At 59.9% G+C, this 19504-nt stretch carries 24 protein-coding genes; 12 read left to right on the top strand and 12 right to left on the bottom strand.

Annotation, left to right across the window (positions count from 1 at the left end; all coding sequences use genetic code 11):
* Positions 1 to 55: 55 nt before the first annotated feature.
* Complete coding sequence (locus AC1RMX_RS11000) at positions 56 to 784, top strand: class I SAM-dependent methyltransferase (protein ID WP_493071845.1); 729 nt, start codon at positions 56 to 58, stop codon at positions 782 to 784.
* Positions 785 to 823: 39 nt separating this feature from the next.
* Here the strand turns inward: AC1RMX_RS11000 and tam are convergent, their stop codons facing one another.
* Complete coding sequence (gene tam / locus AC1RMX_RS10995) at positions 824 to 1594, bottom strand: trans-aconitate 2-methyltransferase (protein WP_493071843.1); 771 nt, start codon at positions 1592 to 1594, stop codon at positions 824 to 826.
* A 372-nt stretch (positions 1595 to 1966) separates the two neighbouring features.
* Between tam and AC1RMX_RS10990 the strand changes: the two genes are divergently transcribed.
* The 3 genes from AC1RMX_RS10990 to AC1RMX_RS10980 all read left to right on the top strand — a co-directional run bounded on the left by AC1RMX_RS10990 (position 1967) and on the right by AC1RMX_RS10980 (position 3685).
* Entirely contained in the window at positions 1967 to 2470 is a 504-nt protein-coding gene (locus tag AC1RMX_RS10990) for an inclusion body family protein (RefSeq protein ID WP_007957947.1), read from the top strand.
* 123 nt (positions 2471 to 2593) lie between these two features.
* Positions 2594 to 3133 (top strand): AidA/PixA family protein, encoded by a 540-nt coding sequence (locus AC1RMX_RS10985; RefSeq protein WP_493072056.1) that lies wholly within the window; start codon positions 2594 to 2596, stop codon positions 3131 to 3133.
* Positions 3134 to 3274: 141 nt separating this feature from the next.
* Positions 3275 to 3685, top strand: coding sequence for a low affinity iron permease family protein (locus AC1RMX_RS10980; RefSeq protein WP_493071841.1), 411 nt, complete (start codon positions 3275 to 3277; stop codon positions 3683 to 3685).
* 44 nt (positions 3686 to 3729) lie between these two features.
* Here AC1RMX_RS10980 and AC1RMX_RS10975 read toward each other — a convergent pair whose 3' ends face one another.
* The 8 genes from AC1RMX_RS10975 to AC1RMX_RS10940 form a co-directional block, all read right to left on the bottom strand.
* Positions 3730 to 4233: a DUF4142 domain-containing protein gene (locus tag AC1RMX_RS10975; RefSeq protein WP_493071839.1), complete on the bottom strand. Its 504-nt coding sequence runs from the start codon at positions 4231 to 4233 to the stop codon at positions 3730 to 3732.
* Between the two features lie 75 nt (positions 4234 to 4308).
* Entirely contained in the window at positions 4309 to 4464 is a 156-nt protein-coding gene (locus tag AC1RMX_RS10970) for a KGG domain-containing protein (protein ID WP_077045875.1), read from the bottom strand.
* A gap of 116 nt (positions 4465 to 4580) precedes the next feature.
* A complete protein-coding gene (locus AC1RMX_RS10965) occupies positions 4581 to 5930 on the bottom strand; it encodes a sensor domain-containing protein (RefSeq protein WP_493071837.1) in 1350 nt (449 codons plus the stop codon).
* A 77-nt stretch (positions 5931 to 6007) separates the two neighbouring features.
* Complete coding sequence (locus AC1RMX_RS10960; RefSeq protein ID WP_493071835.1) at positions 6008 to 6646, bottom strand: LysE family translocator; 639 nt, start codon at positions 6644 to 6646, stop codon at positions 6008 to 6010.
* Between the two features lie 60 nt (positions 6647 to 6706).
* Positions 6707 to 7123: a fosfomycin resistance glutathione transferase gene (gene fos, locus AC1RMX_RS10955; RefSeq protein ID WP_096819440.1), complete on the bottom strand. Its 417-nt coding sequence runs from the start codon at positions 7121 to 7123 to the stop codon at positions 6707 to 6709.
* Positions 7124 to 7126: 3 nt separating this feature from the next.
* A complete protein-coding gene (locus tag AC1RMX_RS10950) occupies positions 7127 to 7846 on the bottom strand; it encodes a PA3715 family protein (protein ID WP_096819441.1) in 720 nt (239 codons plus the stop codon).
* Between the two features lie 35 nt (positions 7847 to 7881).
* A complete protein-coding gene (locus AC1RMX_RS10945) occupies positions 7882 to 8619 on the bottom strand; it encodes a PA3715 family protein (RefSeq protein WP_493071832.1) in 738 nt (245 codons plus the stop codon).
* Positions 8620 to 8639: 20 nt separating this feature from the next.
* Positions 8640 to 9551: a LysR family transcriptional regulator gene (locus AC1RMX_RS10940; RefSeq protein ID WP_493071830.1), complete on the bottom strand. Its 912-nt coding sequence runs from the start codon at positions 9549 to 9551 to the stop codon at positions 8640 to 8642.
* A 78-nt stretch (positions 9552 to 9629) separates the two neighbouring features.
* Between AC1RMX_RS10940 and AC1RMX_RS10935 the strand changes: the two genes are divergently transcribed.
* The 3 genes from AC1RMX_RS10935 (at position 9630) to AC1RMX_RS10925 (ending at position 12747) form a co-directional block, all read left to right on the top strand.
* The gene (locus tag AC1RMX_RS10935; RefSeq protein WP_493071828.1) at positions 9630 to 10118 is read left to right on the top strand and encodes a DMT family transporter; all 489 of its coding nucleotides are present in this window, start codon (positions 9630 to 9632) and stop codon (positions 10116 to 10118) included.
* 209 nt (positions 10119 to 10327) lie between these two features.
* Positions 10328 to 11563 (top strand): aminotransferase class I/II-fold pyridoxal phosphate-dependent enzyme, encoded by a 1236-nt coding sequence (locus AC1RMX_RS10930; protein WP_493071826.1) that lies wholly within the window; start codon positions 10328 to 10330, stop codon positions 11561 to 11563.
* Positions 11564 to 11580: 17 nt separating this feature from the next.
* Positions 11581 to 12747, top strand: a complete 1167-nt coding sequence (locus AC1RMX_RS10925) for an MFS transporter (protein WP_493071825.1) — start codon at positions 11581 to 11583, stop codon at positions 12745 to 12747.
* Here AC1RMX_RS10925 and yiaY read toward each other — a convergent pair.
* Positions 12744 to 13892: an L-threonine dehydrogenase gene (gene yiaY / locus AC1RMX_RS10920; protein WP_096819447.1), complete on the bottom strand. Its 1149-nt coding sequence runs from the start codon at positions 13890 to 13892 to the stop codon at positions 12744 to 12746. The genes AC1RMX_RS10925 and yiaY overlap by 4 nt on opposite strands.
* A 155-nt stretch (positions 13893 to 14047) precedes the next feature.
* Here yiaY and AC1RMX_RS10915 point away from each other — a divergent pair, with 155 nt between their 5' ends.
* On the top strand, positions 14048 to 15067 hold the full coding sequence (locus AC1RMX_RS10915; RefSeq protein ID WP_493071824.1) for a DUF4917 family protein: 1020 nt from the start codon (positions 14048 to 14050) through the stop codon (positions 15065 to 15067).
* Here the strand turns inward: AC1RMX_RS10915 and AC1RMX_RS10910 are convergent, their stop codons facing one another.
* On the bottom strand, positions 15068 to 15610 hold the full coding sequence (locus AC1RMX_RS10910; RefSeq protein ID WP_085747256.1) for a helix-turn-helix domain-containing protein: 543 nt from the start codon (positions 15608 to 15610) through the stop codon (positions 15068 to 15070). It abuts the gene before it with no gap.
* 108 nt (positions 15611 to 15718) lie between these two features.
* On the opposite strand from AC1RMX_RS10910, the gene AC1RMX_RS10905 reads away from it, so the two are divergent.
* Together AC1RMX_RS10905 and AC1RMX_RS10900 are read left to right on the top strand one after the other, a co-directional pair.
* On the top strand, positions 15719 to 16501 hold the full coding sequence (locus AC1RMX_RS10905) for an aldolase (RefSeq protein ID WP_007957912.1): 783 nt from the start codon (positions 15719 to 15721) through the stop codon (positions 16499 to 16501).
* Positions 16502 to 16527: 26 nt separating this feature from the next.
* Positions 16528 to 17409 carry a dihydrodipicolinate synthase family protein gene (locus tag AC1RMX_RS10900; RefSeq protein ID WP_096819449.1) on the top strand — a complete coding sequence of 294 codons (882 nt, stop codon included), beginning with the start codon at positions 16528 to 16530 and terminating at the stop codon, positions 17407 to 17409.
* A 73-nt stretch (positions 17410 to 17482) separates the two neighbouring features.
* Here AC1RMX_RS10900 and AC1RMX_RS10895 read toward each other — a convergent pair whose 3' ends face one another.
* Positions 17483 to 17827: a YegP family protein gene (locus tag AC1RMX_RS10895; RefSeq protein WP_096819450.1), complete on the bottom strand. Its 345-nt coding sequence runs from the start codon at positions 17825 to 17827 to the stop codon at positions 17483 to 17485.
* Between the two features lie 157 nt (positions 17828 to 17984).
* Between AC1RMX_RS10895 and AC1RMX_RS10890 the strand changes: the two genes are divergently transcribed.
* Together AC1RMX_RS10890 and AC1RMX_RS10885 are read left to right on the top strand one after the other, a co-directional pair.
* On the top strand, positions 17985 to 18521 hold the full coding sequence (locus tag AC1RMX_RS10890) for an RNA polymerase sigma factor (RefSeq protein WP_096819451.1): 537 nt from the start codon (positions 17985 to 17987) through the stop codon (positions 18519 to 18521).
* Positions 18518 to 19477 (top strand): FecR family protein, encoded by a 960-nt coding sequence (locus AC1RMX_RS10885; RefSeq protein ID WP_493071821.1) that lies wholly within the window; start codon positions 18518 to 18520, stop codon positions 19475 to 19477. The genes AC1RMX_RS10890 and AC1RMX_RS10885 overlap by 4 nt, the downstream gene beginning before the upstream one ends.
* Positions 19478 to 19504: the final 27 nt, after the last annotated feature.

The raw sequence follows: 19504 nt of genomic DNA, 5'->3' as shown, positions 1-19504 counted from the left end.
TTCAAAACCGTGGCCCCCAAGCCTCCCAAATAAAATCCGAAAGAGCACCAAACCCATGACCCAGAACATCTACGACAACCCCGAGTTCTTCCAGGGCTACAGCCAGATGAACCGCTCCATCGGCGGCCTCGATGCCGCGCCGGAATGGCCGGTGCTGAAAGCCTTACTGCCTTCCCTGCACGGTTTACAGGTGGTGGATCTTGGCTGCGGCTACGGTTGGTTCTGCCGCTGGGCCAGTGAACAAGGCGCAGCCGACGTGCTGGGGCTGGATGTCTCGGAGAAAATGCTCGAACGGGCGAAGGAAACCACCTCAGCCGCGAACATCCGCTACGAGCGTGCCGACCTGGAACACCTCGACTTGCCTACATGCACTTTCGATCTGGCCTACAGCTCACTGGCGCTGCACTACATCAAGGATCTTTCGGGGCTGTTCGCCAAACTGCATGCGGCGCTTAAACCGGGTGCACATTTTGTGTTTTCCATCGAGCATCCGATCTTCATGGCGCCGCACAATCCAAGCTGGCTGATCGACAGCGAGGGCAACAAGCGTTGGCCGCTGGACAGTTATCAGATGGAAGGCGAGCGAGTGACGAACTGGCTGGCCGACGGGGTGATCAAGCAACATCGTACGGTCGGGACGCTGCTCAACGCGTTGATCGGCGCCGGGTTCACCATTCAACACGTCAATGAATGGGGCCCGAGCGATGCTGAAGTGGCCGCGCAACCGGCTCTCGCCGAAGAGCGCGAGCGGCCGATGATGATGCTGGTCGCCGTACAGCGCTGACCGAAAAAAAAGGGCCGATCAACTCGGCCCTTTTTCGTATCAACGTGTGGCGACAATGAACAACCGAGGGAACGGCAACAACACCGAACCATCCGCCAACGCCGGATAAGCCTTGGCAACCTCCACCAGATATTGCGCCAGATACTCCGCCCGCTCCGTTTCCGTCAGCGGACTGAGGAAGGGAATCAAACCGCTGCCCTTGAACCATTCAACGACGCCTGAAGCCCCGCCCGCCAATTGATGGTGATACGTGGTGCGCCACACATCGACCCGCGCGCAATGCGGGCGCAGCATCGAGAAATAGGCACTGGCATCCGCCATTTCGGTCCGTTGCCCCGCCGCGCCCGCCAGCTTGCTGGCCCACGGCCCGTTGGCGGCCACTTCGCGCATCAACCGATGAGACGGCTCGTTGAGGTTGTCCGGCATCTGGATCGCCAGACTGCCACCCTGCGCCAGCTTGCCCGCCAACGCTGGCAGCAGCGTCCCGTGATCCGGCACCCACTGCAACACCGCGTTGGCGAAGATCACATCGAATGGCCCTTCATCGGCCCATTTATCAATGTCCGTCACCTCGAACCGCAACTGCGGCAGACGTTTGCGCGCGGCGTCGATCATGTCCGGCGAACTGTCGAGCCCCTGCACTTTCGCCCCCGGAAAACGCTCCACCAGAAGCTCGGTCGAGTTGCCGGGGCCACAACCGATATCAACCACAGAGCGCGCCTCGGGCGTGGGAATCGCCGCCAGCAAGTCGCGGGCCGGGCGGGTGCGTTCATCTTCAAAAGCGACGTATTGCTTGGCGGACCAGGTCATTGCGTTCTCCTGTCGGGGCATTCCAGCGGTTCGTTACGATACAGGCTGGGCAGCACTCAGCTCCAGACCGACAGATTGCAAACCATGTCCGGCGTTTCGATGCTTATCGCCAAATCGCTGGGACTTATCACTCAGTTGACCGTCCGTCGAACTGATTAAGCGCAATTTTGACAGCCTAAAATACCTGCCTATAGTCAATTTGCGGCAATCGGAAGGAACCCGATCTATCAGTTGTCCTGCAGGGAGCAGGTCCGCTCATCTCTCGTGACCGATGGGTTCCGGCAGTAGTGTGCTCGCAACGGCCGAATGGCAAGCAACGTTGTCGTGCCTGAAAAAAACATCAGGCAATCACTATGAACAAGGAGCTTTACCATGTCTCGAGTCACGGATGTGCTGGTCACTATCGACACCGAAACTATTCTGAAAAAGTATCCCGGCATCAGCAAAGACCCGAAGAACCCGACGCTGATCGACTGGCATCATGTGTACATGGTCACCAACCAGGACAACGTGGTCAGCGGCCAGGCCGGTGGTGAACTGGACCTGAAGGCACAGGTCGGCGATTTGATTCGCTGGCGTGAAACCAGCCTGTCGCAAAGCTTCGAAACCGCCGTGATCTTCTACAAATTCATCGGCAACCAGGGCGCCGACCTGATCTCCCCACCCTCGCCGCGCAAGGCTACGGCCTGTGTTGCGGTGCCAAACACCAGCAATCCATCGGTGCCCAGCTGCCAGAAAGTCGATAACCACTACTGGTCGTCGGAAACCCTTTCGTGCGGTCGTGTGACCTATCACTTCCACTTCCTGATCGTTGACCGCAACTGCCAGATCATCGGCTGCTGCTCGTGGGATCCGTTCATTTCCATTCACAACTGACGTTGCCTCGGGCTCCTTGGCGACAAGGGGCCCGACGGATTCGCTACCGCCTCGGCCATACCAGGATGCACGGCCGGCCGAAGCGGTTGGCGTCTTGCGCCAACATCATGAAAGGAATCCATGATGACCTCCGAACCGATCCCCTCACCGTCTTCCCTCATCGAGAATGCGCACAACATTCTGTTGATCGTCGATGCCGAATCAATACGCTCGCGCTATCCGGCCCCCAGTCTGGATGCCAGTTCACCGACGAGCATCAGCGATGGGTTCATCTTTTTCGCTACAGATGACAGCTCTCAAAAAAAAGCCAGAAATGACAGCAATATAACCTTGCCTATCGACATTGGTCGTATTGTTCATTTGCGCGGGAGAACCGTCAGCCTCATCGCCGAATACAGCGTTGTGGTCTACGACATGACAATCGATACCAGCAACGTCCTTTCAGGGCTTCACCTGGAAGTTCACCCGGACCTCACCATTCCCGCTCCCAACCCCAGCGCTCCAACCGAACCCGTTAGCCAGAAGGCCCACGATCATTTCTGGGCGTGCACGACCAAGGCATCGGGCATGGCCAGACTCGAAATGAACTTCATGCTGGTCAATCAGCAATGTGAGGCCGTGGGGTATTTCAGGTGGGCTGCAAACATAGAGGTGACGAACTAGTCGTAAAAAACCGGCCACTTGGGCCGGTTTTTTATCAGTCGTAGTAGCCGACTGTCGTGAGGCAACCAAGAGTTGTCCGTAGAATTTTCACACCCGCCCCGATGTCTGAATTTCAAGCGCTCCCCTACAAGGAACACAGCCATGAAATTCGCAAAGGTTTCGCAAACGCTGGCACTCTGGGCCGGCAGCCCCAAGACGTTCATGGGGGCTTTGATTCTGATTGGGTTGTGGGGGTTGAGCGGGCCGTTTTTTCATTTCAATGACACCTGGCAGCTGATCATCAATACCTCGACCACGATCATCACGTTTCTGATGGTGTTTCTGATCCAGAACACCCAGAACCGCGACACCGACATCCTGCATTTGAAACTCGATGAGTTGCTGCGGGTGAACAAGGAGGCGCAGAACGCGATGCTCGGGCTGGAGTCGCTGGACCTCAAGCAACTGGAAGCGTTGCGCAGGCACTATCGGTCGCTGGGGGAAAACGAAGTGTTTGAATTGGAGGGGCTCGGTCACAAGAGCAAACCGAAGCAGGACTTGAATGAATGCTGAGCAGAAAAAACGGCGCCTGAGCGCCGTTTTTGTTTAACCCGATATCAGCGGCTAGCCTGTAGAGCCCGGGCCATCTGCAGGTGATTTTGTAGTTTCGGCAGGGTCTCGTCGGCAAACGCCTTGATCTCCGGCACGTCGGTGGTCTGGGCTTCCTGCTGAATCTGTTCGATCGCCTCTTCCGTGGCTTTGACCTGACTGGCGGCGTAGGCCTGATCGAAGGTTGCGCCGTCCTTCACCTCCGGCATCAATGCCCTGGCCTTGTCGGCGACCTCTTCACGGGGGGCGACCGGCAGATCCAGCTTCTTGGCGATTTTTGCCAAATGCTGATTGGCGGTGGTGCGGTCGTTGATGACCACGATGGTGTAGTCCTTGACCTCTTTGGACTCGGACTTCTGGTGCGCCAGACGACTGACCTCGATGTCTGCCATGCCTTTGGCCGAAGCTTCGTTGATGAAGTCGGCGGGCGACTGGGCGAAAGCACTGCCGGCGCACAGCCCCAGCAGGGTAACAAAACTGAAGTTGCGTACTCGGGTGGCCATCCGGTTCATGGTCGCGCCCTCCTTCTCTCGAAATTCAAGCGGGAGCTTGCGCCCCCGCCTCTCAATCAAAACAACCTTCGCCGACTACTTCGATTTCTGAGCGGGCTTGCGGCCCATGTCGGTTTTTGGCTCTTTGTCGACCGTCGTGGTGGTGGTTTTCCCACCTTTGCGACCGGCTTCAGACGCCTTGGTTCGATCGTTGGCGAAGTTTCCCGAGTTCGAGTTTCTTGAGTTAGGCATGATTCTCTTCCTCTTGGTGTTGATCGTGGCGAGCAGGTGCCCGCCTGGATTGAGAATTCGCCAGCCGCCAAAGGTTTAGAAAAGTTGCCGTTGCCGCGACGAACGGGTGATATCAGTCAGATATCCCGTGCCCGGTGATTCTGCCGTTTGGCGGCATACATGGCCTGGTCGGCGTGGCGGAACAGTTGCTGTTCTTCGCTGCCGTGCTCGGGATAACGGGCGACGCCGATGCTCGGTTCGATGTCCAGGTTGTGCCCGTCCAGACGCATCGGTTGCACCAGAATCTGTCGGATTTTTTCCGCCACGCTGTCGGCATCTTCGGCGGCGTGAACGCTGTGCAGCAGCACCACGAATTCATCGCCACCAATGCGCGCCACGGTGTCGGTGTCGCGTACGCAGCCCTTGAGGCGGTTGGCCACGGTTTGCAGCAGCATGTCGCCAACGGCGTGGCCGAAGGTGTCGTTGACCTGTTTGAAGCGATCCAGATCGACATACAGCAGCGCCATGAACCCCGACTGCTCCCGCGCCCCCGCAAGCGCAGCCTTGAGCCGATCACGCAGCAATTCGCGGTTGGGCAACTGGGTCAACTGATCGTATTGCGCCATGCGCCGCAGACGGGCGTGCAATTGCTGGCGTTCGATGGCCGTGGCGACCTGGGCGCAGACGTATTGCAGCAGTTCCTTGTCGCGCTCGGTGTAGCGCTCGCCGCCGGCCAGGCTTTTGACGATCAACGCGCCGATGGTGCCGTTCTTCGAGTTCAGCGGCACGCCGAGCCAGCATGGCGATTGCTGCCCCGCCACCAACGCTTCGAAACCTGGCGGTGCGTGCGGGCAATCCGGGGTCAGCAGGATCGGCTGGCCGCTGCGGATCACTTCGGCGCACAGCCGACCGGTCACGGTGCCGGGCTGCTCCGGTTGCAACTCGTCATCGTCGACGTGATAGGGGAAATTCAGCTGTGCGCAGTGTTCGTCGTACAGCGCCACGGAGAAATTCAGCGCCGGCAGCCACTCGCCAATAATCATGTGGATGCGCTTGAACAGCGCCAGCAGATCCTCCGCCGCATGCGCCGCTTCGGAGATCGCATACAACGCCGCCTGACGGGATTCGGCGAGTTTGCGCTCGGTGATGTCCCGAGCCACGGCAATGCGCAGTTGATCGACTTCAGACCAGCGCGCCGACCACAGAATGTGCACGACGCTGCCGTCCTTGCGCACATAGCGGTTTTCAAAATTGTGCTTGGGCTCGCCGCCCATGATGTCGCTGGCGGCGGACAGGGTGCGTTCACGGTCGGCGGGATAGACGTAGTCGATCATCGACTGACCGATCAGTTCGTCAGGCGTGTAGCCGAGAATCCGCTCGCAGGCTGCGCTGACAAAAACGAAACGACCCTGCTTGTCGACTGCGCACACGGCGTCCAGCAACAGATCGATATAACTCGCCAACGGTGCAGAATTTCGACTTTCCATGGTTCAGCGTGGGTGTCCGGGCAATGCAGCACTGATCAACCGTCCCTGACCTCGACCTCGCATCCCAGCGATCACATTCAAGTCTTGTTCGGCATCAGCCCCGGTAGCGCATGCACCAGGGCGTTGATGGCGAAACCGATAAACATTACCCCGCACAACCGGGTGATGGCCAGTTCATGGCGCTGATACAGCGTACGCACCTGTCGGGCGCCGACAATGCCAATGAGAATAGCGTAGGCGAGCAATCCACCGAGGAAGCTCAAAGCGATCAGCATCGGCAGCATCGACCAGTTGAGCAGTTCGGCGCGGCTCGACAGCAGCGCGGTGAACGTCGCCACCGCCACCGGGTAGGCCTTGGGGTTGGTCAGCCCGAACAGGATGCCGTGCCAGAACGGCTGACGCGCCGCGCCCTGGGGTTGCTCACCGTTGCTGCGTTTGGCCCGCACCGCGCGCCAGCCGAGCCAGAACAGGTACAGGCCGCTGAGTACGCCGAGCACATCGAACGCGGTACTGCCGATTTCCCGGGCGCCGACAATCGCGATCAACGCCGTGCTGCACCAGATCACATCGCCCAGCAAATGCCCGCACAGGAACCCCGCCCCGGCCCGCCGGCCCCGCGCAGCACCAATGCCAAACACCGCCAGCACACCCGGCCCCGGCGTGATGCCGTAGATGAAACCCGAGGCCAGCACGGCCATAAGCAACGATGGAGTCATGGAAAACCTGCAAGTGCCGGAAAACGTGGCCGCCAGTCTATCCCAGCGGTTTGTGAATATTCACGATTCGTTGAAAAAACGCATGCCTGCGTAGGGCTTTTGCCGACACGCGGCCAGTCGCGAGGCCAGATCGCCAACATGCGCTTCGAGCTTGTGGCCGTCCGGATCGAGGAAGTAGAACGACGCACCTTCGCTGCGGTTGTCGCGCCATTCCTGCACGTTCGCGGCGCGAAGCTTTTGCACGAACCGTGGAAAGTCCGCGGCGTCGAGGCTGAAGGCGTAATGGGTGTAGTCGGCGGCGGGTTCGGATTTGCGTTGCGCGTCGAGCGACAGGCACAACCACAGGCCCGGGAGCAACAGGTAGGCACCGGCGTCCCACGTGGCCTCAACCCGCAGATGCAGCACGTCGCGGTAGAACGCGAGGCTGCGATCCAGGTCGCTGACGGCGAGGGTCAGGTGGTTGAGGCCGGTGAGCATCGGTCAGTAACCTCGGAGGTCTTCGGGGACGAGGTATTGCTTGCCATCGTAGGTCAGGGTGATTTGGGTGTTCTTCAGGTTAGTGGTTTTGGAAACGCACTCTTTGCCTGACTGGGTCGATGTGTACACCACACCACTTGAGGAAACGATCAGATCAGCAAAACCGTTATGGCTGGACGAGCCGATTTCCACGCTTCTGAGGATTTTCGTGTCCTTGGTGTCGCACTCACCGCTACCCTCGCCAAACTCCTTGCGAATGACCAGACCTTCCAGCACCGGCCGCAACTTGCTGCCTTCACGTACATACAGCGCCAGATCGGTTTTCGCGTAGGGATTGGCTCTTGAGAGATGGTCGGCGAAATCCGAACGCAGGCCAAAGGCGCGAACGTCCGACGCCAGACGGTATCGAGCGGTATCGATCTTCAAGTCATTGAAGCTGATCGCGTCGGAATTGTAGGCGCCAGGCTTTACGTAAGTCGCCAGCGGTTTGGCGTCGGAAGCGTTGAGGAGCGACAGCTCCAGGTCGAACACACCGTCGTGGTCACCTTCGGAGTCGGACACGAACGTGGACTTCGCCGAGATCGCCTTGTCCGGGAAGGCCGGCCACACTTTGCAGCGTGACAGGGAGTGACCGTCGAATTTCTTTACCTCACAGGCGGCGTGGGCCTGAGTGGTGATGGCCAGAAAACCGAGGGCGATGAAAAGTCGGGTTGGGGTGAGCATTGTTCTTCCTTGATAAGAGTCGCGTTGGATCTGTATCACTCGATCGCCTGGAAACCTTTAGGCAAGACGTATGATTTTCCGTCGTAGTGAAGGGTTGTCAAAACCGGACTGCCGACACTGATTTTATCTTCGCAGGCATCCCCCTCCCCCACACTAGTCGTATTTGTTTGCTGGGTTTTGACGATCAAATCCACATAACCATGAGAGCTGGTTTTAGCAATTTCGACTGTCCTCGAAATCTCAAAGCGCTGGCTATCGCAATTGCCATCCCATTCGCCGCCATACTCATAAACAACCAACTGACGCAGGACCGGGCGTAATTTTTCGCCCTCTCTCACATAGAGCGAGAGTTGAGTTTCATCCACCGGAGAAAGACGAGATCCGTTTGAAAGCCGTACTCGGACACCAAACGCTCGAAGGTCGGAAGTGAGCTTGTAACGGGCAGTATCAAGAGTCAGCTCATACACCGCCACACCATTTTGCTCAAACGCAGCGGCTTGGTGATATGTAGCAAGTGGATCTGTTTTGCCGTCCTGAAAAACTGACAAGTCGAAGTCATAGATGCCGTTCGAGTCGACATCACCCGGCGTAGGTTTGCGCTTGAACAGAGCCTTGGCGCCAATAGTCAACCCCGGATACGCCGGCCACTCTTTGCACACGGAGAAATCCAAATCACCGGCCACCGGCGCAGGCACACAATCAGCCAACACCTGCCCCGCCATCAACGAGCCGCAAAGCGCCATACACCCAATAACCCCAGACTTCACTGTCACGCCCCGCTCCTTGATGTTTTTCAGCCGCGCACTATCCCCTCCCCGATCCGCCGATTCAACCAGTTCAACGCCTGATCCCCACCCCGCCGCTTGTGCCACGCCGAGACAAAGGTGAACGGTGCGATCTCGAACGGTGGTGGCACAACGATCAGCGCCTCTTCATCAATATCGTTCAACGCCCGAGAGGCCACGGTCAGGATCAGATCCGTGCCGCTGATGAACTGCGGCGCAACGCTCCAGTGCGGCAGGCTGATAGCGACGCGGCGGCGTTCGCGCAGGGCGGTCAGGGTGCGTTCGATTTCCGGGGTGCCGCTGCCGCGCATTTCCAACAGGACATGCGGACGGGAGAGGTAGGTTGGCAGGTCGAGAACACCTCCGGCGGGAAGGCTCTGGCGGTCCAGCAGGCAGACGTAGCGCTCCTCGAACAGCGGCGTACTGCGCAATTCACCGGGGAGTTCCGGGAGCACACCGGCAGCGAGGTCAATGTCGCCGTTGAGCAAACCTTCAACCATGCCTTCACGGCTGGCGTGGCTGATTTGCAGATCGATGCCCGGCGCTTCTGTGCGCAATGTACGAATCAAGCCAGGCAAGATGATCGCCGCGCCGTAATCCGACATCGCAAGCCGAAAGGTCCGGCGCGCGCTGGCCGGGTCGAAGGTGTTCGGCGCCAGCAGCGATTGCACCTGGGCCAGGGCCTCGGCCAGCGGCGCTTCCAATTCAAGTGCCCGAGCGGTGGGCACCAGCCCCGAACCGGCCCGCACCAGCAATGGATCACCGAGCAAGTCACGCAGTCGGGCCAACGCATGGCTGACCGCCGGTTGGCTCAAGTGCAGACGCTCGGCAGCGCGGGTCACATGTTGCTCACTGAGCAAGGCGTCGAGGATCACCAGCAGGTTGAGATCGATGCGCCGCAGATCATTCATCTGATGCATGTTCCTGATGACAAAACAGAATTTAAATCTGCGCGACGAATACCCTAGAGTCCAGAAAAACCTTGCTGGAGAACGATCATGAGTACGTTGCAGTGGGCCGGTCTGTTGCTGCTGGCGGCACTGGCCGGGGCAGTAGTGCCCTTTCAAAGTGCAATCAACACTAATCTGGCCCGGGGCCTGGGCCATCCGTTGTGGGCGACATTGGCGTCATTGCTGGTCAGCGTTCTGGTGTTGTTGCCGGTGATCGTCGCGCTGCGATTGCCATTGCCATCTCTGGCGTTCATCGGTAAGGCGCCGCTGTGGATGTGGGCCGGTGGCGCGTTCGGGGTGTGTTTTGTGGCATTGGCGGTGGTGTTGGTGCCGAAACTCGGGGCATCGGGGTTTGTCGCGCTCGCGTTGGCCGGACAAGTGCTGGCGTCGATGGTGCTGGACCACTTCGGGTTGTTCGGGCTGCTGGAGAAGCAACTCACATTGTCTCGGGTATTCGGCGCGGTGCTGTTGATGGCGGGCGTGGTGCTGATCCAGTATTCCCCGGCGCTGGAAAAGAGCGCCGCAGCCGTTGGATAACAGGGCAAAGGTAAGCCCTTCACTACAAGGGTTGTCGGGCGTTTCCTCACCTCACAACCCGGCAAGCCTTCGCCCTACAAGCAAAACTCCAACAGCCCTCAGCACTATCGGATACAGCCGATTCTGACCCTGCAAAGCTCTCTGTAAAGTCTGGCAACACACACAAATTGAAACACCCCATGGATTGCCATGCTCAAGGAGAGCTGCCTTTGAATCATCTGACGGATTCCCTCAACACCTTCTCCAACTATCGCAAAGTCATCGCGCTGGCAGACCACGACTGGGAGGCTGCCGAAGCCGGAAAAATCGCGGCTCTCAATGTCGAGGTCAAAGGCTGCAACCACTTGCTCGATCAACACGGACGTCAATTCCATCACTTCTGCACCACGTCCTATCTGGGCCTCGACCATCACCCGGCCCTGCTTGAAGGTGCCATATCGGCCCTGCGGGAAACCGGCACACTGCGCGTTGCCAACTCGAAAAACCGCTGCAAGCTGGCGCTGCTCGATCAATACGAAAGCGAGCTGTCGCAATTGTTTGGCGCGGTGTGTCTGAGCAGTCTGTCCTGCAGCGCTGCGAGCGCCGGCATCCTGCCGCTGCTGGCCAGTGGCGTGTTCACGCAAAACCGCCCGCCGGTGATGGTGTTCGATCGCCTGGCCCACTATTCGATGCATCACCTGAAAGCCAGCTGCGCCGATGAAACTCAAGTGCTGACATCGCCCCACAACGACATGGATTTTCTCGAATCGGTGTGCCAGCGCCACACCACCGTCGCCTACATCGCCGACGGTGCCTACAGCATGGGTGGTGTCGCCAATCTGGACGGTCTGTTGTATCTGAAGGAACGCTATGGCCTGCTCCTGTACCTGGACGATTCCCACGCGCTGTCGGCGGTCGGCAGCAACGGTGCCGGTCTTGTGCGGCCAAGAATGCCGGCGCTGGAAGAGGATTGCCTGATCGTCGCCTCGCTGGCCAAATCGTTCGGCGCCAGCGGCGGTCTGGTGATGCTCGGCAATCAGCGCCAGAAAAAATTGATCCAGCGTTACGGCGGTCCGAGCAACTGGTCGCAAAGCCTCAATTGCGCTGCCATTGGTGCGGGTCTGGCGTCGATCCAACTGCATCGCAGTGCAGAGCTGCGTGCATTGCAGATTCGGCTCCAGGCCAATATTCGCCTGTTCGACAGCCTGCTGAGCACCGAACAACACGGCAGCCCCATGGCCATCCGCCTGATCAACTGCGGCGAGGCCGGCCTGGCCACTCGAATCGCCATTGAACTGGCCGAACACGGTTTTTTCACCAGCGCGGTATTTTTCCCGGTGGTGGCTCAAGGTAAAGCCGCGATCCGCGTTACTCTGCGTGCCGACATGGAAACCCCATTGATCCACCATTTCTGTGATCTGATCATCGAACTGTTACTGACTCACGGCGGCCATCGCGACCGCTGAACCTTCACGGACGACTCATGAACCCCAGCCTCATCCTGCTCATCACCTGCTCCACCGTGTTTCTCGCCCAACTGGGCATGAGCATTTACCTGCCGGCGTTGCCACAGATCGCCGGGCACTTGCAGGTCGATGCACCGCAGGTGGCCTGGGGCTTGTCGCTGTACCTGATCGGCATGGCGCTGCCGATGCTGCTCTGGGGCAGTCTGGCGCAGCGCATCGGCCGTAAACCGGTGCTGTTGGCGGCGCTGGGGATTTATGGGCTGGCGAATCTGGCGCTGCCGCTGGGCTCGACACTGGAGTCGTTCCTGCTGATGCGACTGCTTCAGGGGATTGGCGCCAGCGGCATTTCGGTGATGGCGCGGGTGTTGATTCGAGACAGTTTCCGGGGTGATCTGCTGGCGAAAGCGCTGTCGTGGATTTCGATTTCGTTCGTTGTCGCGCTCGGGATCGGGCAATACGCCGGCTCGCTCATTCAGGTGACGCTGGGCTGGCAGGCGATCTTTTATCTGCTGGGTGCGGTCAGTCTGTTGATGGCGGCGATTGTCTCGCGCCTGAATTTTCCAGAACTTGTCGAAGCGCCTACAACCGCTTCGCCCTGGGCGGTCTATCGAATGATTCTGGTCCATCGAGCGTTTCTTCTGCCGGCGCTCGCGGGAGGTCTGGGTTATGGCGTGATCATCGCGTTCAACAGCGCCGCGCCGTTGATTCTGCAAGGCCCGTTCAATTGGTCGACGACCGAATACGGACTGTTGGGCTGGCCGATCAGCGCGGCGTATTTTCTGGGTGCGCTGGCGGTCAACCGATTCGTCCTGCGCACCGGTCAGCACTGGTTGATGGCATTGGGGGTGGGGTTGGTGCTGGCCGGCAGTGGGGTGATGCTGGCTGGCAGCCTGTTGGCCAGTTCGATGGCCTGGTTGCTTTGGCTGCCTTACTGCGTCGCCGTGTTCGGCCAGTCGCTGAACTACCCGATCAGCCTGTCACGGGCCAACGATGGAGCACCGATTGCCGGCGCCTACGCGATGGCCCTGAGCGGTTTCATCCACCAGTTGATGGCCGCACTGATCGGCGCTGTGGCCAGCCTGTTCGCCAGTCCACAAGCGTGGCCGCTGTCGCTGTTGTGTTGTGCTCTGGCGTTGGGCGCGGTGCTCTGCACGAGGTTCGCGCCCGGTCGCCAGCCCGCTTAAAACGCGCTGCGGAAAATCTCTTCGATCTGCCGTTGATCCGCCGCCCGAGGGTTGGTCAAACCGCAGGCGTCTTTCAGGGCATTGGCGGCAAGTACCGGAATGTCGGTGCATTTGGCGCCGAGATCACGCAGGCCACCGGGGATGTCGACGTCCTTGGCCAGGCAACGGATTGCGGCAATCGCGGCTTGCGCGCCCTCCTCCGGGCTGAAGCCGCGAATATCGGCACCCATAGCGTGGGCCACGTCAGTGAGGCGGTCGGCGCAGACCAGCGCGTTGAATGTCTGCACATGCGGCAACAGCACCGCGTTGCACACCCCGTGAGGCAAATCGTAGAAACCGCCCAACTGGTGCGCCATCGCATGCACGAAGCCAAGCGATGCATTGTTGAACGCCATGCCGGCGAGGAACTGCGCATACGCCATGTTTTCCCGTGCGGCGAGGTCGCTGCCGTCGCGAACCGCCAGGCGCAGGTTGTTGCTGATCAGGGTCATCGCCTTCAACGCGCAGGCGTCGGTGATCGGGTTGGCGGCGGTGGACACATAGGCTTCGATCGCATGGGTCAACGCGTCCATGCCGGTGGCGGCGGTCAGGCTTTTCGGCATGGCGACCATCAGCGCCGGGTCGTTGACCGACAGCAGCGGCGTGACGTTACGGTCGACAATGGCCATTTTCACATGGCGGGTTTCATCGGTGATGATGCAGAAACGGGTCATCTCGCTGGCCGTGCCGGCGGTGGTGTTGATGGCGATCAGCGGCAATTGCGGCTTGGTCGATTGATCGACGCCTTCGTAGTCACGGATCTGCCCGCCGTTGGTCGCGCACAGGGCGATGCCCTTGGCGCAGTCGTGGGGCGAGCCGCCGCCGAGTGACACGACAAAATCGCAGCGGCTGTCCTTGAGCAGCGCCAGCCCGGCCTCGACATTGGCGATGCTCGGATTCGGCTTGGCGCCGTCGAAGATCACCGAATCGATGTCCTGCATCGCCAGTTTCTCGGCGATCATTGTTGCCACGCCAGCCTTGGCCAACCCGGCGTCGGTGACAATCAGCGCCTTGCGAAAACCGTAGTTGCGGATGGCATTCATGGCTTCGTCGAGGCAGCCGCTGCCCATGATGTTGACCGCGGGAATGAAAAAGGTGCTGCTCATGGTGCGTCTCCTGACAGGGGCCGAATCGACTCCTGCGATTCGGCGGATGCATACAGGATCGACCGATCGGTCACGGCGGATGTTGATCTGGCTCAATGCCCGCTCGTGATAAAGTCGCCGCCCATCTGCCCCTTAGTTTTGAGACGTGCCCTGCAATGACCGATTTTCTGGATGTCGACGCCACACTCGAAGACTGGAACGCGTTGCGCGCCACCACCGACTTCAGCGGTTTGCTGGTGGGCAACGGCGCCAGCCGCGCGGTGTGGGACGATTTCGGCTACGACTCGCTGTTCGAAAGCGCCCGCACGGTGGAAGAAAAACCCCTGAGCCCGTCGGAACTGAGCGTGTTCGACGCGATGCAGACGCGCAGTTTCGAACAGGTACTTGGCGCCCTGAAAACCACCAGCCGGGTCAACAAGGCACTGGCCGTCAGCTCGGCCGCGCCGCGCAACCGCTACTACGCGATCAAGGAAGCGCTGATCAACGCCGTCCACGATTTGCACATTCCGTGGCGACTGGTCGACGCCTCGACCCTGAGCATTCTGAACCGCGAACTGGCGAGTTACCGCACGGTGTTCACCACCAATTACGACCTGCTCAACTACTGGGCCCTGCAACATCAGGGCGAGGCCATCGACGACCTGTTCAACGGTCCCGACGCGAGCTTTGACCTGTGCGAAAGCCACACTGAAAAACCGCGCCTGCTGTACCTGCACGGCGGTCTGCATCTGGTGCGCAACCTGAACGGCAGCGCCCGCAAAATGACTGCCACCGAGGGCACGCTGCTCGGCAGCTTTGCGATCAACAACACGATCAAGACGCTTGATGATGTGCCGCTGTTCGTCAACGAAGGGCCGAGCGCGGACAAGCTCAAAACCATCCGCAGTTCCGATTACCTGTCGTTCTGCTACGACCAGCTACTCGCGCACGGCAACAGTCTGTGCATCTTCGGCCATGCCCTGGGCGAGCAGGACGATCACATCGTCCGCGCCCTGCGTCTGGCCAGACCGAAGACCGTGGCGATTTCGATCTATCCGCGCAGCGCGGCGTTCATCCAACACCAGAAGCGCCACTACGCAAAAGTGTTCGAAAGCACAGGCGCCGAGTTGCGGTTCTTTGATTCGAAGAGCCATGCGCTGGGGAATCCAAAGCTGTCGGTGCCAGTCGAGGACTGATCACTCCTCGCTGCTGTGCACCACCACCAGCAACTGCGCCTGCACCTCGCCCACTGAGCGGATGCGATGGGGTTTCTGCGCATTGAAGTGCAGCGCGTCGCCCCGCTCCAGCAGCACCCGTTCGTTCACGAAGTCCACTTCGACCCGGCCTTCGTGGACGAACAGGAACTCCTCGCCCAAGTGTTCCTTGAAGGTCTTGTCGGTGAACTCGCTCGGCGGGTAAATGATGAACGGCAGCAGACTGCGCTCGCTGACCTGATGGGCCAGCACCGCATAACCCGGGCTGTGATCGTTGGCCGCCAGCGACTGGCGCTCGTGGCTGCGCACCAGGCTGTAGCTGTCGAGGCTGACGTTGTCTTCGGAGAACAATTCCTCGACTTTCACGTTCAGCGCTTTCGCCAGTTTCAACGCGGCGGCAATCGACGGCGTGTTCAACCCGCGTTCGACTTTCGACAGGTAACTCTTGGTCATGCCGGATTTCTCGGCCAGTGCCTCAAGGGTTACGCCAAGTTTTTTTCTCAATAATTTCAAACGGATAGACATGCGAAGCGATTAATCCAGCAAAGGAAAGACGATTTGTCCTTGCCAATGACACAAAGTGTCATATAGCCTCTTAAGTGTCATCCATGGCAACCACCACAGGACACGGATATGGCGAAGACATTAGCACTACCCAAAGACGAACTGGTCAAGCAAGCGCTGACCCAGATGCAAAAAAGCCTGGCGGATAATACGTGGACGGACCGGCAAAAGCTGGCCCTGACCTGCCGGATCCTCTTCGAGAACGGCCACGACTCGGGCCTCGCCGGGCAGATTACTGCCCGTGGTCCGCAGCCGGGCACTTACTACACTCAGCAACTGGGGCTGGGCTTCGACGAAATCACCGCGAGCAATCTGCTGCTGGTCAACGAAGACCTGGAAGTGCTCGAAGGCCACGGCATGGCCAACCCGGCCAACCGTTTCCACAGCTGGGTGTACCGCGCACGGCCGGACGTGAACTGCATCATCCACACCCACCCGACGCACATTGCCGCGCTGTCGATGCTGGAAGTACCGTTGCAGATTTCCCACATGGACCTGTGTCCGTTGTACGACGATTGCGCGTTCCTTGAGGGCTGGCCGGGCGTGCCGGTCGGTAACGAAGAAGGCGAATTGATTGCCGGGGCGTTGGGCGATAAACGGGCGATCCTGCTTTCCCACCACGGTCAGCTGTCCACCGGCACGACCATCGAGGAAGCCTGTGTCATCGCGCAACTGATCGAGCGCGCCGCCAAACTGCAATTGCTGGCGATGGCCGCCGGGACGATCAAACCGATCATTCCCGAGCTGGGTCGCGAGGCCCATGACTGGGTGTCGAAACCCAAACGCCACGCCGCTGCATTCAACTACTACGCCCGGCAGAACCTGCGTCAGCACGCCGATTGCCTGAACTGAACAACTCATCCTTGCGGAGCACTCTCATGTCCAACATTCACGGCATCATCGGCTACACCATCACCCCGTTCGGCGCCAATGGCGAAGGTCTTGATCTGCCGGCCCTCGGTCGTTCGATCGATCGGCTGATCGACGGCGGCGTCCACGCCATCGCGCCGCTGGGCAGCACCGGCGAAGGCGCCTACCTGAGCGATGCGGAGTGGGACCAGGTCGCCGAATTCAGCATCAAGCACGTGGCCAAACGCGTGCCGACCGTGGTCAGCGTGTCCGACCTGACCACCGCCAAAGCCGTGCGTCGCGCACGTTTTGCCGAAGCCCACGGCGCCGACGTGGTGATGGTGCTGCCGGCGTCCTACTGGAAGCTGACCGAGGCGGAAATCCTCGCCCATTACCGCGCCATCGGCGACAGCATCGGCGTGCCGATCATGCTCTACAACAACCCGGCCACCAGCGGCACCGACATGTCGGTAGAGCTGATCCTGCGCATCGTCAACGGCGTGGAAAACGTGACCATGGTCAAGGAGAGCACCGGCGACATCCAGCGCATGCACAAGCTGCAACTGCTCGGCGAAGGCCAGGTGCCGTTCTACAACGGCTGCAATCCACTGGCGCTGGAAGCCTTTGCGGCCGGGGCCAAGGGCTGGTGCACGGCAGCACCGAACCTGATTCCGCAACTCAATCTGGATTTGTACGAGGCCACACTGGCGGGGGATCTGGGCAAGGCGCGGGAACTGTTCTACCGCCAGTTGCCGCTGCTGGATTTCATCCTCAAGGGCGGTTTGCCGGCGACGATCAAGGCCGGTCTGCGTGATACCGGGCTGGAAGTCGGCGATCCACGCTTGCCGGTGTTCCCGTTGAGCGAGGCCGGGCGCAACCAGTTGCAGGCCATTCTCAAAACCCTGCGCTGACCTTCAAGCACGACAAAAAACCTGTGGGATCGGCACGCTGCCGGTCCCACAGTTTTTTGTGCTGGAGGTGAACTCAGAGCACCGGCAGGGTTTTGTCCTTGATCACCGTCGTCGGCCCGTTGGCCTTCACGGCGGCGATGCCTTTGGCGCACGCTGCCTCGGACGAATAGGATTCACTGCTGCCGATGATCTGGTGATTGGCCGCCTTGAGGTTGAAATACGGATGCCCGTCCTTCGTCGATTTCTTCTCGTAACGCTCGTCCAGCGGGCTGTTGACCTGCACCGAGGCGATGCCGTTGTCGGCGGCGCTGCGGGTGGTGTACAGCTCGCTGGTCAGAATCGTTTCGGCGTTTGCCGCTTTCAGCACGAACCTGAACTGGCCGTTGCTGCTTTTACTCAACTCGTACCATCCGGACATGTCGCTGCTCCTGTCGATTGAATCCCCGCAAGTAAAGACCGTTTCGACGGTTTAGCCACTCCGCACTGACAGGCGCGAATGTGAACATGACAAATGACAATCATTCTCATATCATCCGCGACTTTCTGCACCCCCCGCTTCGTCGAGAAGGATAGTCATGCCCCGCCTCACGCCCGATCCTCTGTCGGCCGATTCGTTTCGCCGGTTTTACGGGGACATCCTGCATTACCTGCGCAAACGCACGGACAATCCCAGTGACGCGGCGGACATGACCCAGGACGTGTTCACCCAATGGCTCGACTATCGCGACCGGGCCAAGGTCGAGCAACCGCGGGCCTTTCTGTTTCAAATGGCGCGCAACCTGCTGCGTGACCACTGGCGCCGCCAAAAGGTGCGGCACATCGTGCAGCCCACTCAAGACAACGATGCCGAACCACTGGCCGATGAGCATCACGATCCGATGGCGGCCGCGCAGCGCCAGCAACGGCTGGAGCAACTCAAAGCCGTGCTGGGCGAACTCTCGCCACGTCGGCGCGAGGCGCTTGTGCTGCACCGCTTCGAAGGCCTGAGTCAGGCGCAGATTGCCGAGCGCATGGGGATTTCGCTGAGCATGGTGGAAAAACACATTGCCTTCGCACTGCTGCATTGCAAGCAACGCCTGGATCACGACAACGGCATGGAGCAGCCAGAATGAACCGTTCTCACGACTTCACCGAGGAACTGCCCGACGACAGCATCGACGCTCAAGCCGCGGCCTGGTTTACCCGCAATCGTCAGGATCAGCAGCCCGCAGAGCGCCAGGCATTCGAACAATGGCTGCGCGAGCCGGCGCATGCCAGCGCCTATCGTTCATTTGAAGTGTTGTGGGCCGAGCTTGGTGAATTGCAGCAACTGAACCGGCCAACGTCGCTGCCGGTAAATCGCTCAAAAAACCGCTGGCGACCCGCGCTGGCGATGGCCGCCGCGCTGATCGTTGCGGTACTGGCTACGCCTCTGGGCACGTCACATGAGGTCTATCAGCAGCAGATTGCTACCCACGCCAAAGGCCTGCGCACTTTCGAATTACCCGACGGCAGCACCTTGTCGGTGAACGCCAACACGCAACTGCGTGTCGACTTCGACAGCCACCAGCGCCGGCTCATTCTCGATCGCGGACAGTTCTACATCGACGTTGCGCCGGACAAGGAACGGCCGCTGTGGGTGCAGACCGGCGACGCCACGATCCGCGTGGTCGGCACCGGCTTTGACGTGCGGCGCAGCGAGCGACAACTGGTGGTCAGCGTCGCCCACGGCCAGGTCGCGTTCACACCGGACAGCCGCGCACCGCTGCTGCTCGGCGCACAGCAGCAAGTCGCGGTCGACCTGGCCAGCGGCGCCTTGCAGCAACACAGTCTTGCAGCCAGTCAGGTGGCCGACTGGCGCACCGGGCATCTGTCCTTTCGCAACCGTGAGCTGGCCAGTCTGGTGGATGAGCTGAACCTCTATCGCCCGCGTCCGGTGCTGCTGGCCAACACAAAACTGGGGCAGATCAAGGTCTCCGGCAACCTCGACGTCGAGGACCCGGACGCCCTGATCAACGCCCTGCCAGCCCTGGTACCGGTGAAAACCGTCGCGCTGGCCGATGGCAGTATCCGCCTCGAAAACCGCTGACAAAACCTTACATGAGAATATTTTGCA

It is taken from the genome of Pseudomonas sp. GW822-FHT03F04, from assembly GCF_058801405.1.
Note: the sequence above shows the minus strand (reverse complement) of the source record. Positions and strands in the feature narration are given on the sequence as shown.